Annotated in this window: 9 protein-coding genes and 1 pseudogene; 2 read left to right on the forward strand and 8 right to left on the reverse strand. The window is 58.9% G+C overall.

Annotated elements, in window-relative coordinates:
• Window positions 1-77 precede the first annotated feature (77 nt).
• The 5 genes and pseudogenes from uvrA to ADJ95_RS09250 all read right to left on the reverse strand — a co-directional run.
• Window positions 78-2966 carry an excinuclease ABC subunit UvrA gene (uvrA, locus tag ADJ95_RS03135; protein ID WP_049332484.1) on the reverse strand — a complete coding sequence of 963 codons (2889 nt, stop codon included), beginning with the start codon at window positions 2964-2966 and terminating at the stop codon, window positions 78-80.
• Window positions 2967-3182: 216 nt separating this feature from the next.
• Window positions 3183-3956: an MBL fold metallo-hydrolase gene (locus ADJ95_RS03140; protein WP_049332485.1), complete on the reverse strand. Its 774-nt coding sequence runs from the start codon at window positions 3954-3956 to the stop codon at window positions 3183-3185.
• Window positions 3957-5199: 1243 nt separating this feature from the next.
• Complete coding sequence (locus ADJ95_RS03145; protein ID WP_049332486.1) at window positions 5200-6912, reverse strand: formate--tetrahydrofolate ligase; 1713 nt, start codon at window positions 6910-6912, stop codon at window positions 5200-5202.
• Window positions 6913-7136: 224 nt separating this feature from the next.
• Window positions 7137-8186 carry a zinc-binding dehydrogenase gene (locus ADJ95_RS03150; RefSeq protein WP_049332488.1) on the reverse strand — a complete coding sequence of 350 codons (1050 nt, stop codon included), beginning with the start codon at window positions 8184-8186 and terminating at the stop codon, window positions 7137-7139.
• A gap of 298 nt (window positions 8187-8484) precedes the next feature.
• A pseudogene (locus tag ADJ95_RS09250) lies at window positions 8485-8622 on the reverse strand (ribonucleotide-diphosphate reductase subunit beta); the annotation flags it as partial.
• A gap of 168 nt (window positions 8623-8790) precedes the next feature.
• Here ADJ95_RS09250 and ADJ95_RS03155 point away from each other — a divergent pair.
• Together ADJ95_RS03155 and ADJ95_RS09255 are read left to right on the forward strand one after the other, a co-directional pair.
• A complete protein-coding gene (locus tag ADJ95_RS03155; RefSeq protein ID WP_049332490.1) occupies window positions 8791-9315 on the forward strand; it encodes an ImmA/IrrE family metallo-endopeptidase in 525 nt (174 codons plus the stop codon).
• A gap of 4 nt (window positions 9316-9319) precedes the next feature.
• The gene (locus ADJ95_RS09255; RefSeq protein WP_152691697.1) at window positions 9320-10171 is read left to right on the forward strand and encodes a hypothetical protein; all 852 of its coding nucleotides are present in this window, start codon (window positions 9320-9322) and stop codon (window positions 10169-10171) included.
• A gap of 200 nt (window positions 10172-10371) precedes the next feature.
• Here ADJ95_RS09255 and nrdF read toward each other — a convergent pair whose 3' ends face one another.
• The 3 genes from nrdF to nrdI all read right to left on the reverse strand — a co-directional run bounded on the left by nrdF (window position 10372) and on the right by nrdI (window position 14180).
• On the reverse strand, window positions 10372-11349 hold the full coding sequence (gene nrdF / locus ADJ95_RS03165; protein ID WP_049332496.1) for a class 1b ribonucleoside-diphosphate reductase subunit beta: 978 nt from the start codon (window positions 11347-11349) through the stop codon (window positions 10372-10374).
• A 147-nt stretch (window positions 11350-11496) separates the two neighbouring features.
• Complete coding sequence (gene nrdE, locus ADJ95_RS03170; protein ID WP_049332499.1) at window positions 11497-13677, reverse strand: class 1b ribonucleoside-diphosphate reductase subunit alpha; 2181 nt, start codon at window positions 13675-13677, stop codon at window positions 11497-11499.
• On the reverse strand, window positions 13650-14180 hold the full coding sequence (gene nrdI, locus ADJ95_RS03175; RefSeq protein WP_049332502.1) for a class Ib ribonucleoside-diphosphate reductase assembly flavoprotein NrdI: 531 nt from the start codon (window positions 14178-14180) through the stop codon (window positions 13650-13652). The genes nrdE and nrdI overlap by 28 nt, the downstream gene beginning before the upstream one ends.
• Window positions 14181-14214 lie beyond the last annotated feature (34 nt).

A 14214-nucleotide genomic window follows, 5' to 3' on the forward strand; every position in this document is an offset into this window, starting at 1 on the left:
CGCCTCGGGCAACTCCTTGAGCAGATGTGTTTCCTTGAGTGTCGGTCACGTAACTTTCCTTTAGTTCAAGTTCTCGACTAGTTCAGAATTTCCGCCAGGAAGGCGCCGGTGTGCGAGCCTTTGACGGTCGCCACGTGCTCCGGGGTACCTTCGGCGATGACGGTGCCGCCGCCGCTACCGCCTTCGGGACCCATGTCGACAATCCAGTCAGCGCACTTGATGACGTCCAAGTTGTGCTCGATGGTGATGACGCTATTGCCCTTGTCAACCAGCGATTGCAGCACGGCGAGCAGCTTGCGGATGTCTTCAAAGTGCAGGCCGGTGGTCGGCTCGTCCAGCACGTAGATGGAGCGGCCGTTGGAGCGCTTCTGCAGTTCGGTTGCGAGCTTCACGCGCTGCGCTTCACCGCCGGAGAGGGTGGTTGCGGGCTGGCCCAGGCGAATGTAGCCCAGGCCCACGTCCACGAGGGTGTTCAGGTGGCGCGCAATCGGGGTGAACGCGGCAAAGAACTCGGCGGCTTCTTCCACGGGCATTTCGAGCACGTCGGCGATGGTCTTGCCCTTGTAGTGCACTTCGAGGGTTTCGCGGTTGTAGCGCTTGCCGTGGCAGGTTTCGCAGGGCACGTACACGTCCGGCAGGAAGTTCATTTCAATCTTCAGGGTGCCGTCGCCGGAGCAGTCCTCGCAGCGGCCACCCTTGACGTTGAAGGAGAATCGGCCGGGGGTGTAGCCGCGCATCTTCGCTTCGCTGGTCTCTGCGAACAGCTTGCGAATGTGGTCGAACACGCCGGTGTAGGTGGCGGGGTTCGAGCGCGGGGTGCGGCCGATGGGCGACTGGTCCACGTGAATGACCTTGTCCAGGTGTTCCAGGCCGTCGATGCTCTTGTGGCGGCCGGGCACCTGCTTGGCGCCGTTGAGCTTGTTCGCCAGGGAGGTGTACAGAATGTCGTTGACGAGGGTGGATTTGCCCGAGCCGGACACACCGGTCACCGCGGTGAACACGCCCAGCGGGAAGGACACAGTCACGTTCTTGAGGTTGTTTTCGCGGGCGCCGCGCACGATCAGCTGTCGCTTCTTGTCCACGGGGCGGCGGGAGGCGGGCACCTCAATGCTGCGGCGGCCAGCCATGTAGTCGCCGGTGATGGACCGGGTGTTCTTCAGCAGGTCCTCGAAGCTGCCGGAGTGCACGATTTCGCCGCCGTGCTCGCCGGCGCCGGGTCCTACGTCCACGATCCAGTCGGCTTCGCGCATGGTGTCTTCGTCGTGCTCAACCACGATAAGCGTGTTGCCCATATCGCGCAGCTTGGTCAGGGTCTCGATGAGGCGGCGGTTGTCGCGCTGGTGCAGGCCGATGGAGGGCTCGTCGAGCACGTAGAGCACACCGACCAGGCCCGAACCAATCTGGGTGGCCAGGCGGATGCGCTGGGCCTCACCGCCGGAGAGCGTACCGGCGGAGCGTGAGAGGGTCAGATAGTCCAGACCCACGTCCAGCAGGAACTGCAGGCGCGCGTCGATTTCCTTGAGGACCTGCTCGCCGATCTTGGCTTCGCGGGCGCTGAGCTGCAGGCCGCGCACGAAGGCGAGCGCGTCGGCCAGGGACAGGTCGGTGATGTCTGCGATGGACTGGCCACCGACCTTCACGCCGAGGATGGTCGGGTTCAGGCGCGCGCCACCGCAGGAGGGGCAGGCGACCTGGCGCATGTACTGTTCGTAGCGGTCGCGGGCGAAGTCCGATTCGGTTTCTTCGTGCTTGCGCTTGATGTATGCCTTCACGCCTTCGAATCCGGAGGTGTAGCGGCGTTCACGGCCGAATCGGTTGCGGTAGGAGACCTCAACCTTGTAGTCCTTGCCGTCCAGAATGGCGGCGCGGGTCTTGGCGGGCAGGTCTTTGAAGGGGGTGTTCAGGTCGAAGCCGAGCTCCTCCCCCAGGCCTGCGAGCAGGCGCAGCCAGTATTCGGTGGTTGCTTTGCCCTGCGACCAGGGGGCGATAGCGCCCTCGCCGAGGGTTAGATCGGGGTTGGGTACGAGCAGTTCGGTGTCGACTTCCAGGCGCGAGCCGATGCCGTCGCAGGCGCTACACGCACCGAACGGCGAGTTGAAGGAGAAGGCGCGCGGCTCGATCGTGTCAATCTGCAGCGGGTGGTTATTGGGGCAGGCGAGGTTTTCACTGAAGGAGCGGGTGCGTTCGGGGTCGTCCTGCTCACGGTCCACGAAGTCGATGAGCACGCGGCCGTCGGCGAGCTTGAGCGCGGTTTCGATGGAGTCGGTCAGGCGCTGGTGAATACCGTCCTTAATGACGATGCGGTCGACGACCACCTCGATGGTGTGCTTGTACTGCTTGGCGAGCTTGGGCGGGTCGGAGAGCTGCACGGTTTCGCCGTCCACGCGGGCACGCGAATAGCCCTGGGTGAGCAGGTCCTTGAAGAGGTCCACAAATTCGCCCTTACGTGCGCTGACGACGGGCGCGAGAATCTGCAGGCGGGTGCGTTCGGGGTACTCCTGCAGAGTGTCCACGATCTGCTGCGGGGTCTGCTGGGTGATTTCCTCGCCACATTCGGGGCAGTGCGGGTGGCCGATGCGCGCCCAGAGCAGACGCATGTAGTCGTAGATTTCGGTGATGGTGCCGACGGTTGAGCGCGGGTTCTTGGAGGTGGACTTCTGGTCGATAGACACCGCCGGGGAGAGGCCCTCGATGAAGTCGACGTCGGGCTTGTCGACCTGGCCTAGGAACATGCGGGCGTAGGAGGAGAGCGATTCGACGTAGCGGCGCTGACCCTCGGCGAAGATGGTGTCAAAGGCGAGGGAGGACTTGCCGGAGCCGGAGAGGCCCGTGAAGACGACCATCGCATCGCGCGGGATGGTCAGGTCTACGTTCTTAAGGTTGTTTTCGCGGGCACCCTGCACACGAATACTGGTTAGGTCGTTCGCTTTGAGTGCGGTGCTACCGTGTGCCGGGCGGGGTGTCATCGAAAATCCTTTCGTCTTATCTTCGAATTTAAATTCTACACCTTAGCGCCCCGTAGCCGGCGGGATTAAGTTGCCGGCGTACGGGGCGTAAGGGTGCAGTGCGAAGCCGCACGGCAAGCGCGAAGTATCCGCAAAAACGCGCGGAAGGAGGGGCATCGCGCACGCACGAAGAGACATTCCAAATTCGCGTGGCGGCGAGAGCGCGCCGGGGCCGGGCTACCAGCCGCGGGTACCCCACTCCTCCAGGTGCGGGCGCTCGTCACCGAGGGTCGTGGAACGACCGTGGCCGGGCAGCACGATTGCATCGTCCTCGAAGCCTCCGAAAAGCTTTTCGAGCACGTTGGAGAAGAGTTCGCCGAATTGCTGCGGGGAGTCGGTTTTGCCCACGCCGCCGGGGAAGAGCGCATCGCCGGTGAACAACAGGGTTGCGGGGGTGCCGTCCTCCCACGCGGTTTCGAGCACGTAGACGATGGATCCGGGGGTGTGGCCGGGCACATGCAGGGCGCGCACCACGGTGTCGGAGAGGTAGAAATCGAAGACCTCACCACCGTGCAGGCGCTCCTCCACTTCGAAGTTCTCCTGCTCCTTAATGGCGTCGGCATCGGCATCCCCGGCGGAGGTGATTGCGCCAGTGAGCTTCTCGAGCTCGGCAATGGCGCGAATGTGGTCCCAGTGGCCGTGGGTAACCAGGATGCCGGTCAGGCCGATTGCGCGGGGTTTGAGGGCATCAAAGTCTTCTTCCTTCTCCATGACGCGCACGCGGCGGTCCTCGGCATCGGTGAGTTCCAGCTGCGGGCAGTCCTGAAGTAGTGCATCGAGGGTGAAGGCGTAGAGCTCCTCGGCTTCTGCGGCCGGGTCGATGAGCACCTGTTCGCCCGTGGCGCGCATGGTGATGAGGTAGACGCTATTGTCCATCTCGGAAACACTGAGGGCGCGCACGGTCAGTTCGGGGTTCTCGAAGATGAGGGTGGATTCGGGGTATGTAGTCATACTTCCAGTGTAGAGGGTGTTCCGGTTGAGGAGGTGTCGGGATACTCCCCTGCGGGATGCGCCTCGGCGGTTTCTTGGGTGCGCTCGACTTTGAACGCACAGCCTTTGCCCGGGACGGGTGCAGCTCGGATGAGGTTCCAGCCGAGGCACCGCTTGAATTTTAAAAGTTAAACAGAGAAGCGACCGTGCATCGATACACAGTCGCTTCTCATGACACCCAGGGGTATCTATCACTCACTCAAACACAAGCAACCCGAGGACTTTGGAAATCTCACGATTACTTGATGCATCCATCATAGCGGAGTTTTTTCACCCTGTCCGGCGGGCCATTTTGGTACGGAGTGCCAATTTAAGTGACCGAAGCCTCACTGTAACCGTTCTGTAATAATTACACCCGTTTTTTAGGATATCCATACGTACCAATTTTATTTTTCAGCTCCAATAAGTGGGCCATATCACTGAAAAAAATTTTTGGCTTTGCTCTAATTTGGCACTCGGATGCATCTTTCTCAGTGGGCTTCAGTGAGACATGCGCGGAAGTAAAATACCCCGTTTTCCCTTGATATTCCGCGGAACATCAACCTAAACCTAAAGAAACTTTCTAGTTGAAGCAACTACTTTTCACCTCGTTTTGATCACATCCCCTCGCATTGCCCGCCACAGAACAGCCCACAAAGGCCTCCGACAGAAAATCTTATTGGTCCGTTCCACCCCCGAAAACATCCCATTCGCTAATGCTTTTATGAACGAGGGCCTCACCCTCCGCTCTTCCGCGACCCCAAAAGTGCAACCTCGAAAATTTTCACAAAAAAGAAAAAATACTAGTCAAGATCGTATTTTCACAAAATGCAGGTGTACAACTCGCTTAAAAATCAACCTCCAGAGGGTGTTTAATGAAAGATAAGGCTCAAGCGAATATCAAGGAGGAAAAATAACACATACAGACCAATTTAAGATTTACAGACCCCGAAAGGGCCCCTCATGGCAACCCCTTACAGTCCGTATATCACCCCGTAAATAAACCCTCCAGCTCATAGTGAGGGTGGTCTTCAAGCCACCTAGCGGAGCTCTCCACAGACGACGAGCGGCGAAAACAACCGACGAATCAGCATCACCGACGGGGCTAGATCACCACCCGGCAGACCCCATATCGGCACACGGCGCGCAGAAAGGCGGCGCCCCTCCCCCGCTCTAGGGAAGGAACGCCGCCTCTACCAGCTACAGATTAGCTGAAACAGCCGTCTTAGGACAGGCCGACCATCACGCCGTTCTCGTCGAAGCCGATGCGCTCAGCCGCGGGGCTCTTGCTCAGGCCCGGCATGGTGCGCATGGTGCCGCAGATTGCGTAGACGTAGCCGGCACCGGCAGCCAGGCGAACCTCGCGCACGGGCAGGGTCCAACCGGTCGGTGCACCCTTCAGCGATGCATCCGAAGAGATGGACAGGTGGGTCTTCGCAATGACCACGGGCAGGTGCGAGTAGCCCAGCTCCGCAAAGCGCTTGAGCTGCTTAGCGGCAGCCGGAGCAATCGAAATGCCGTCCGCGCCGTAGACCTTGGTCGCGACCTTTTCGATCTTGGTCTCGATGGAGTCCTCAAGATCATAGGTGTACTTCAGGTCCGAAACGTCGTCGCAGGCCTCGGCCACAACGTTCGCCAGGTCGATGGTGCCCTTACCGCCCTCGGCCACACCGTGGTGGATGGCCACGCGAGCGCCGGCCTCCTCGGCGATACGGCGAATCGTCTCGTGCTCGGACTCGAAGTCGGTCGGGAAGGCGTTAATGGCCACGACCGGCTGAACACCGAAGTCGCGCACAATCTCGATGTGCTTCTTCAGGTTCTCCGCGCCCTTCTCCACATCGGAGGGGCTTTCCTGCAGCATGCCCTCGGGCAGGGGCTTGCCCGGAACAATCTTGTACAGGCCGGAGTGGGACTTCAGGGAGCGCACAGTCACGACCAGCACTGCGGCGTCCGGCTTCAGACCGGAGACGCGGCACTTGACGTTGAAGAAACGCTCGGCACCCATGTCGGCGCCGAAGCCAGCCTCGGTAATCACGTAGTCGGAGTACTCCAGGCCCACATAGTCGGCAACCACGGAGGAGTTACCGGTTGCGATGTTGCCGAAGGGGCCGGCGTGAATCAGGGCCGGGGTGTGCTCCAGGGTCTGCAGCAGGTTCGGGTTGATGGCGTCGGCCAGAATCACGGACATTGCGCCGTCAGCCTTCAGGTCGGCCGCGGTGACGGGCTCGCCGTCGTAGTTCAGGCCAATCACGATCTTGGCCAGACGCTCGCGCAGATCCTTGAAGGAGGTGGCCAGCGAGAGAATCACCATGATTTCGGAGGCGCTGGTGATGTCGAAACCGGTCTCGCGGACCACACCGTCCATGCGCTCGCCCAGGCCCACGACGATGTTGCGCAGGGAGCGGTCGTTCATGTCGATAACGCGGCGCCACTCGATTGCGCGCGGGTCGATGCGCAACTCGTTGCCGTGGTGCAGATGGTTGTCAATCATTGCGGCCAGCAGGTTGTGGGCCGCGGTCACGGCGTGGAAGTCGCCGGTCAGGTGCAGGTTCAGCTTCTCCATGGGGACAATCTGAGAGTAGCCACCACCTGCGGCACCGCCCTTGATGCCGAAGGTCGGGCCCATTGCGGGCTGACGCAGAGCCAGCGCAGCCTTGCGGCCGGTCTGTGCGAAGCCCTGTGCGAGGGAGACGGAGGTCGCGGTCTTGCCTTCGCCAAGCGGGGTCGGGGTCACCGCAGTCACCACAATGTACTTGGAGCCGCGCTTGCGGGCGGTCTCTGCGTTGGTGCTTTCGTCGAGCAGAACCTTGGCGACGTACTTGCCGTAGGGTTCGAGGCGATCTTCGCTGATGCCGCTCTCTGCTGCGATCTTGCTAATCGGCCACAGATCGGCAGCAAGCGCGATTTCGAGGTCGGAGGGGAAAGGCTTCTTCGTCATTGTCATCCTTCGAGTTGTACGAATCATGCTCTTTTATTCTATGTGTTAGCTCACGCATTTGTCCCTCACCTCGCCGTCCCGCGCATCAAGAAAGTGGTTTTTAACCAAAGTCATCCCCGCCTCCGGTACCCTACGCTCACATGGGGTGGGCAGGGTCGGATGCGGGGATGAGTAACGCGTACATGCCGGATTGCCGGTACAGGAACCGGCTCTACGACCAGCTATTACGGCATGGTCAGCAGCACCTTGGTGGCGGTGCGCTGGTCCATTGCCTCGTAGCCCTTGGGGGCCTCGTCGATGGGCAGGACCAGGTCAAAGACCTTACCGGGCTCAATTTCGCCCTTGTAAATTAGGTCGATGAGGGTCGGCAGGTACTTGCGCACGGGGGCGGGGCCACCCTCCAGGTGCACCTGCTTGCCGAAGAGAGCATCGGTACCGATGGAGCTGTCGTGCGGCACGCCCACGAAGCCGATGTAGCCGCCGTGGCGTACGCATCCAAGAGCCTGGTCGAAGGACTGCTGGGTGCCGACAGCCTCCGCCACGCCGTGCGCGCCCACGCCGTCGGTGAGCTCCATGACCTTGGCGATGCCCTCTTCGCCGCGCTCCTCCACCACGTGGGTTACGCCGAATTCCTTAGCGAGCGCCTGACGCTCGGGGTTACGGGACATGATGATAATCTTCTCCGCGCCGAGCTGCTTAGCGCCGATAACTGCACTCAGACCAACCGCGCCGTCGCCGACGACGACGATGGTCTTGCCGGGGGCTGCGCCGGCGGCGTCTGCCGCGTACCAGCCGGTGCCGAGCACGTCGGATGCCGCCATCAGGTGCGGGATCTGCTCCGCGGTGGGGGTTGCGGGGGTCTTGACGAGGGTGCCGTCTGCGAAGGGTACGCGGGCGTATTCTGCCTGGGTGCCGTTGGAGCGTGCACCGATGAAGGCGTCGCCTGCCGCGATGGCCTTGAGGCAGCGGGAGGGGTAGCCTGCGGTGCAGGTTTCGCACTCGCCGCAGGAGATGCAGAAGGAGCCGACGACGAAGTCGCCGGGGGCTACGGTGGTGACCTCGGAGCCGACTTCTACGACCTCGCCGATGTATTCGTGGCCCATTGCGCGGTGATCGACGGGCTCTGCGTCTGCGCCGCGGTAGGGCCACAGGTCGGAGCCGCAGATGCAGGATGCTGCGAGCTTGATGATGGCGTCGGTGGGTTCGAGCAGGGTCGGCTTCTCAACTTCGTTGACGACGACCTTGCCGGGGGCTTCCATAACAACTGAACGCATGATGTTCCTTTTTCGGGATTTGGGGATAGTGGTTCCACAGTACGCCCCGCGCCCCGATATATCAACAGTCTTTTATGCTACGGGGTGAAGAGTTTGTAGCGAGGTGCCCATAGCTGGAACCAGGGTGCCGCTCTCCCGCTTCCCTAGCGCTTGCCCGCTGCATCCTGGCAGGTTAAAAGGCCCGGTTAAACGGCGGAACCCCCGCGCATCCACAGTGGACACGCGGGGGTTCCGCTCGGTTTATCTCACGTTATCTCACGTCGAGAAGAGGCACGTTGAGAAAGTTGCGAAAGGAGGCTTAGAAGTCCCAGTCCTCGTCCTCGGTGTTCACGGCCTTACCAATCACGTAGGAGGAGCCGGAGAAGAAGTCGTGGTTCTCGTCAGCGTTCGGGGACAGCGCCGACAGGATCGCCGGCGAAACGTTGGTCACGGTCGCCGTAATATGTTTAACATCCTGAACCTCAAGCCTCTATCATGAGGTATTCTAAGGAATAACTCACCATATACCCTGGTGCAATTCCAACCGCCAAAAACACCCCTATTGCAGTGTGTGGCAGGTTTAACGCACTAAGCATCGCCCCTATACTTCACAGAGAAAAACACAATGTCCACAGCAGAGACACGAGCCTTTGAAACCATCCAGAAGCACTGGATTGACGAGGACAATAAAGTTACTTTCCCCATCGACCCGTACATCATTGCAGAACGTATGGGACTCCGCGTTGAGCACCGAGTGGGACTTCCGAAAGATGTCTCCGGCATCCTTCTCAAAGAACCCGAAGACACCATTCCCCTGGCACTAGTCAACTATGATCATTCTGAGACCCGCCGCCGTTTCACCCTTGCCCACGAAATTGGTCACTACACCTATATTCAAGACAATGAACCTCACAAGCTCAAAGAAGGAATTGGGCTTGTAGAGCACCGTGACGAAATAGCAGGTCTTGGCAAAGATAAACGGGAAATCGACGCTAATACTTTCGCAGCTAACCTACTAATGCCTGAAGGTGCAGTGCGCATCTGGGTTTACGAAGGTAAGACTCGTACGCAAATGGCTAAGGATTTCGGAGTGTCTCTTGAAGCGTTAGGAAACCGCCTCAACACCCTTGGGCTCAGCAGAGTTGCATAACGCTATGAGTTTCAATAGTCGCTCCCGCCAAGTACCCGAACGCGAAGAGGAAGAAGCTAGAAGGCTAGCCGCAGAGTCAAGAGCACCTAAGCCGTCAACGGTTTCAGGACCTATCGAAGAACCAGTAATATCTTCCAATTTGGACTCGGTAGACCTATTACTGGAGCCCAAACCCCGTCGCTGGCGAAAAAACATTGATCAATGGCGAAAAATCCTTGTTGTTAGCCTAGTAGCCCTGGTTATTTTGGCGTTAATCGGTTTTATCGTCGGCCTATGTACAACGGGTGACAAAACCCACTATTGGGCAGTTACTGGCGACGTCGTGCGCAACCTCAGCGGCGTCATTGTTGTACTCGGTGCCTGGGTAGCATGGGAAACTAACCGTGCTCGCTCCCACGAAGCTGAAAAGTCTGATTTTCGTGATCGTATGCGTTGGGCTGTTGAAAACTCTGACCATGAGAATGAGCAGATTGCAGAATATGCTGCGGCAGTTATTCGTAGTTTCGGCGCTAAGACTCAAGCGCGCTGGATGTCTGAGGAAGATCAAATTTTCATTCGCAAAGCCATCCAAACCTCCCAAGAACATAGAGAGGGCAGGAATCAGGTAATACGGTCTGTTCGCTTGTGGGTCGATGAGGCTGAAGGCGAGCTAGAGTTGGCTATCAAAACTTACGGTGAGCTTTCACTGTCTTCCCGTAGGAAGCTTCGGGTAGCAGAGCTCAAAAAGGCTGCTCATGAGACGGAACAACCATACAAAGCTGTTGAAGACTATGTTGAGGCACTACACGAGATCATCAAGAATCATGAAGAAGAACATAAGAAAGACAGCCTGCTAAAGCGATTATTAGGAGGATAGTATTTCTCATAGGTGGGTTGCTCCTAGATAGTTATTAGTATCTAGGAGCAACCTCTCCTCATTATCTGTCTCTTATGCTTGCTTCCTGACTTACGCTCAGAGATAAGGCAAAAGAAGCGTCTCACTTCTCAAGAGAAGTGAGACGCTTCTTTTGTGTGTCTGAAACCGCTACTGACTCATACCTACTCGAGCTTTCAGACTTAGAAGTCCCAGTCCTCGTCCTCGGTGTTCACGGCCTTACCAATCACGTAGGAGGAGCCGGAGCCGGAGAAGAAGTCGTGGTTCTCGTCAGCGTTCGGGGACAGCGCCGAGAGGATGGCCGGCGAAACGTTGGTCACGGTAGCCGGGAACATTGCCTCGTAGCCCAGGTTCATCAGGGCCTTGTTGGCGTTGTAGTGCAGGAACTTCTTCACGTCCTCGCTCCAACCCACGCCGTCGTACAGGGAGTGGGTGTACGCCACCTCGTTCTCATACAGTTCGTACAGCAGGTTAAAGGTGTACTCCTTCAGCTCTGCCTGACGCTCCGGGGTCTCCTTCGCCAGGCCGCGCTGGAACTTGTAGCCGATGTAGTAGCCGTGCACAGCCTCGTCACGAATAATCAGACGAATCAGGTCGGCGGTGTTGGTCAGCTTTGCGTGCGAGGACCAGTACATGGGCAGGTAGAAGCCCGAGTAGAACAGGAAGGATTCGAGCAGGGTCGAGGCGACCTTCTTCTTCAGCGGGTCGTCACCGGTGTAGTAGGCCAGAATGATCTTGGCCTTCTTCTGCAGGTGCTCGTTCTCAGAAGCCCAGCGGAATGCCTCATCAATTTCCTTGGTGGAGGCGAGGGTCGAGAAGATCGAGGAGTACGACTTCGCGTGCACGGACTCCATGAACGCGATGTTGGTGTACACGGCCTCCTCGTGTGCGGTCACAGCATCGGGCAGCAGGGAGACGGCGCCGACGGTGCCCTGGATGGTGTCCAGCAGGGTCAGACCGGTGAAGACGCGCATAGTCAGCTGCTTCTCTTCGTCGGTCAGGGTCTTCCAGGAGGGCACGTCGTTGCTCAGCGGCACCTTCTCCGGCAGCCAGAAGTTACCGGTCAGGCGGTCCCAAACCTCGAGGTCCTTCTCATCCTCGATGCGGTTCCAGTTGATAGCCTCGATCACGTGGTCGACGAGCTTCACCTTTTCGCTCATTAGTAATTCTCCGATTCTTAAGGGGCGGTTACGGTCCCACGCGCGCCCAGCCAGTCGCGCAGGCGGGTTTCGTGTTTACCGTAACCGCCCCTTCCAGTCTTTAGTTATAGTGTGCCAGCTCAGGCTGAATGCGTCACAGCATTCGGGCTAGAGCATGCAGGATACGCAGCCTTCAACCTCGGTACCCTCAAGAGCCATCTGACGCAGACGGATGTAGTAGATGGTCTTGATGCCCTTACGCCATGCGTAAATCTGGGCGCGGTTGATATCGCGGGTGGTTGCGGTATCGCGGAAGAAGAGGGTCAGCGACAGGCCCTGGTCCACGTGCTGGGTTGCCACAGCGTAGGTGTCGATGATCTTCTCGTAACCAATTTCGTACGAGTCCTGGTAGTACTCCAGGTTGTCGTTAGTCATGTACGGTGCCGGGTAGTAGACGCGGCCGAGCTTGCCTTCCTTGCGGATCTCAATCTTCGAAGCAATCGGGTGAATCGAAGAGGTCGAACCGTTGATGTAGGAAATCGAGCCGGTCGGAGGAACGGCCTGCAGGTTCTGGTTGTACATGCCGTGCTGTGCGACGTCGGCTGCCAGCTGAATCCACTCCTCGCGGGTGGGGATGTGGTGCTTGGCGAACAGCTCGCGGGCGCGCTCGGTCTGCGGTGCCCATTCCTTCTCGATGTACTTGGCGAAGAACTCACCGGAGGCGTACTTCGAGTTCTCGAAGCCCTCGAAACGCTCACCGCGCTCCTTAGCGAGCAGCATGGAGGTGCGGATTGCGTGGTAAGTCACGGTGTAGAAGTACATGTTGGTGAAGTCCAGCGCCTCTTCGGAACCGTAGAAGACGTGCTCGCGTGCCAGGTAGCCGTGCAGGTTCATCTGGCCCAGGCCCACGGCGTGGCTCATCTTGTTGCCACGCTCGATGGACGGCACGGAGCGGATATCGGACTGGTCCGAGACGGAGGTCAGCGCGCGGATTGCGGTCTCCACGGTCTTGCCGAAGTCGTCGCCGTCCATGGTGAGGGCGATGTTCAGCGAACCGAGGTTGCAGGAGATGTCCTTACCGACGGTCTCGTAGCCGAGGTCGGCGTGGTAGGTGGACGGCTCGGAAACCTGCAGAATCTCGGAGCAGAGGTTCGACATGATGACCTTACCGGCGATGGGGTTCGCGCGGTTGACGGTGTCCTCGAACATCACGTACGGGTAACCGGACTCGAACTGAATCTCCGCGATGGTCTGGAAGAACTCGCGAGCGTTAATCTTGGTCTTGGTGATGCGTGCATCGTCGACCATCTCGTAGTACTTCTCGGAGACGTTGATGTCGGAGAAGGGCACACCGTAGATGCGTTCCACATCGTACGGGGAGAAGAGGTACATGTCCTCGTTCTTCTTGGCCAGCTCGAAGGTGATATCGGGGATCACGACACCCAGGGAGAGGGTCTTGATACGAATCTTCTCGTCGGCGTTCTCGCGCTTGGTGTCCAGGAAAGAGTAGATGTCGGGGTGGTGTGCGTGCAGGTACACCGCGCCGGCGCCCTGACGTGCGCCCAGCTGGTTAGCGTAGGAGAAGGCGTCCTCCAGCAGCTTCATGACGGGGATAACGCCCGAAGACTGGTTCTCAATCTTCTTGATGGGTGCGCCGGATTCGCGCAGGTTGGTCAGGGCGAACGCCACGCCACCGCCGCGCTTGGAGAGCTGCAGGGCCGAGTTGATGGAACGACCGATGGACTCCATGTTGTCTTCCATACGCAGCAGGAAGCAGGAGACCAGCTCGCCGCGCTGCTTCTTGCCCGCGTTGAGGAAGGTCGGGGTGGCCGGCTGGAAACGACCCGAGATAATCTCGTCCACGATCTCCTCGGCCAGCTTCTCGTTACCCTCTGCCAGCAGCAGCGCCACCATGCAGACGCGGTCCTCAAAACGCTCCAGGTAGCGCTGACCGTCGAAGGTCTTGAGCGCGTAGGAGGTGTAGAACTTGAAGGCGCCCAGGAAGGTCGGGAAGCGGAACTTCACGGCGTAGGCGCGCTTGAACAGGTTCTTGATGAACTGGAAGTTGTACTTCTCGAAGAGCTCAGGCTCGTAGTACTGGTTCTCGATCAGGTACTCAATCTTCTCTTCCAGGTCGTGGAAGAACACGGTGTTGTTGTTGACGTGCTGCAGGAAGTACTGACGTGCTGCCTGGCGGTCGGCGTCGAACTGAATCTTGCCGTTCTCATCGTAGAGGTTCAGCAGAGCGTTCAGCTCGTGGTAGCTCATACCCCGGAACTTCTCGGGTACGGTGTTGCCGGTGTGGCTCGCACCGAGAGTCTCTAGTGCTGAGGGCAGTTTTGCGTCCAAAATGCTTCCAATCCTTCGTTGACTTTTTCTACATCTGCTTCGGTACCCATGAGCTCGAACTTGAAGAGAACGGGTACGTTGCACTTCTTCGCGACGATATCTGCCGCGATACCGAAGAGCGGACCAAAGTTAGTGTTGCCGGATCCAATCACACCGAGCATGTTCGCACGATTCTGATCCACGTTCAGGAACTTTACCACCTGCGGGGGAACATTGCCTGCGCCTTCGGGCTTGCCGTAGGTGGGAACGATCAGCACGAAGGGCTCATCGAGCACCAGGGTGTCTTCGCCGGTGCGCAGGGGCAGGCGGAGACGGCGAGCACGAAGCTTCTCCACGAACTTGTGGGTGTTGCCGGAGATGGAGGAGAAATACACGACGAGTGGCGCGGATGCGTCCGCCAGAGCCTCGGTCGCTCGACCCTCAGAGGAGTTACGCGCATCCATGAGAATCTTGCGGATTTCTGCGTGTTCATCTGCGGGGTTGGGCGTGAGGACGGTACTCAACGTGAGCTCCTTACTTCGTATGTGCCGGTATGGC

This window comes from Rothia mucilaginosa, from assembly GCF_001061665.1.
GTDB classification, from domain to species: Bacteria; Actinomycetota; Actinomycetes; order Actinomycetales; family Micrococcaceae; genus Rothia; species Rothia mucilaginosa_A.

What these genes read in the sequence shown, in the direction of transcription:
- ADJ95_RS03150 (WP_049332488.1), bottom strand. Translation starts at nt 8,186, where the DNA reads ATGCGTTCAGTTGTTATGGAAGCCCCCGGCAAGGTCGTCGTCAACGAA.
- ADJ95_RS09255 (WP_152691697.1), top strand. Translation starts at nt 9,320, where the DNA reads ATGAGTTTCAATAGTCGCTCCCGCCAAGTACCCGAACGCGAAGAGGAA.
- nrdF (WP_049332496.1), bottom strand. Translation starts at nt 11,349, where the DNA reads ATGAGCGAAAAGGTGAAGCTCGTCGACCACGTGATCGAGGCTATCAAC.
- ADJ95_RS03155 (WP_049332490.1), top strand. Translation starts at nt 8,791, where the DNA reads ATGTCCACAGCAGAGACACGAGCCTTTGAAACCATCCAGAAGCACTGG.
- uvrA (WP_049332484.1), bottom strand. Translation starts at nt 2,966, where the DNA reads ATGACACCCCGCCCGGCACACGGTAGCACCGCACTCAAAGCGAACGAC.
- ADJ95_RS03145 (WP_049332486.1), bottom strand. Translation starts at nt 6,912, where the DNA reads ATGACGAAGAAGCCTTTCCCCTCCGACCTCGAAATCGCGCTTGCTGCC.
- ADJ95_RS03140 (WP_049332485.1), bottom strand. Translation starts at nt 3,956, where the DNA reads ATGACTACATACCCCGAATCCACCCTCATCTTCGAGAACCCCGAACTG.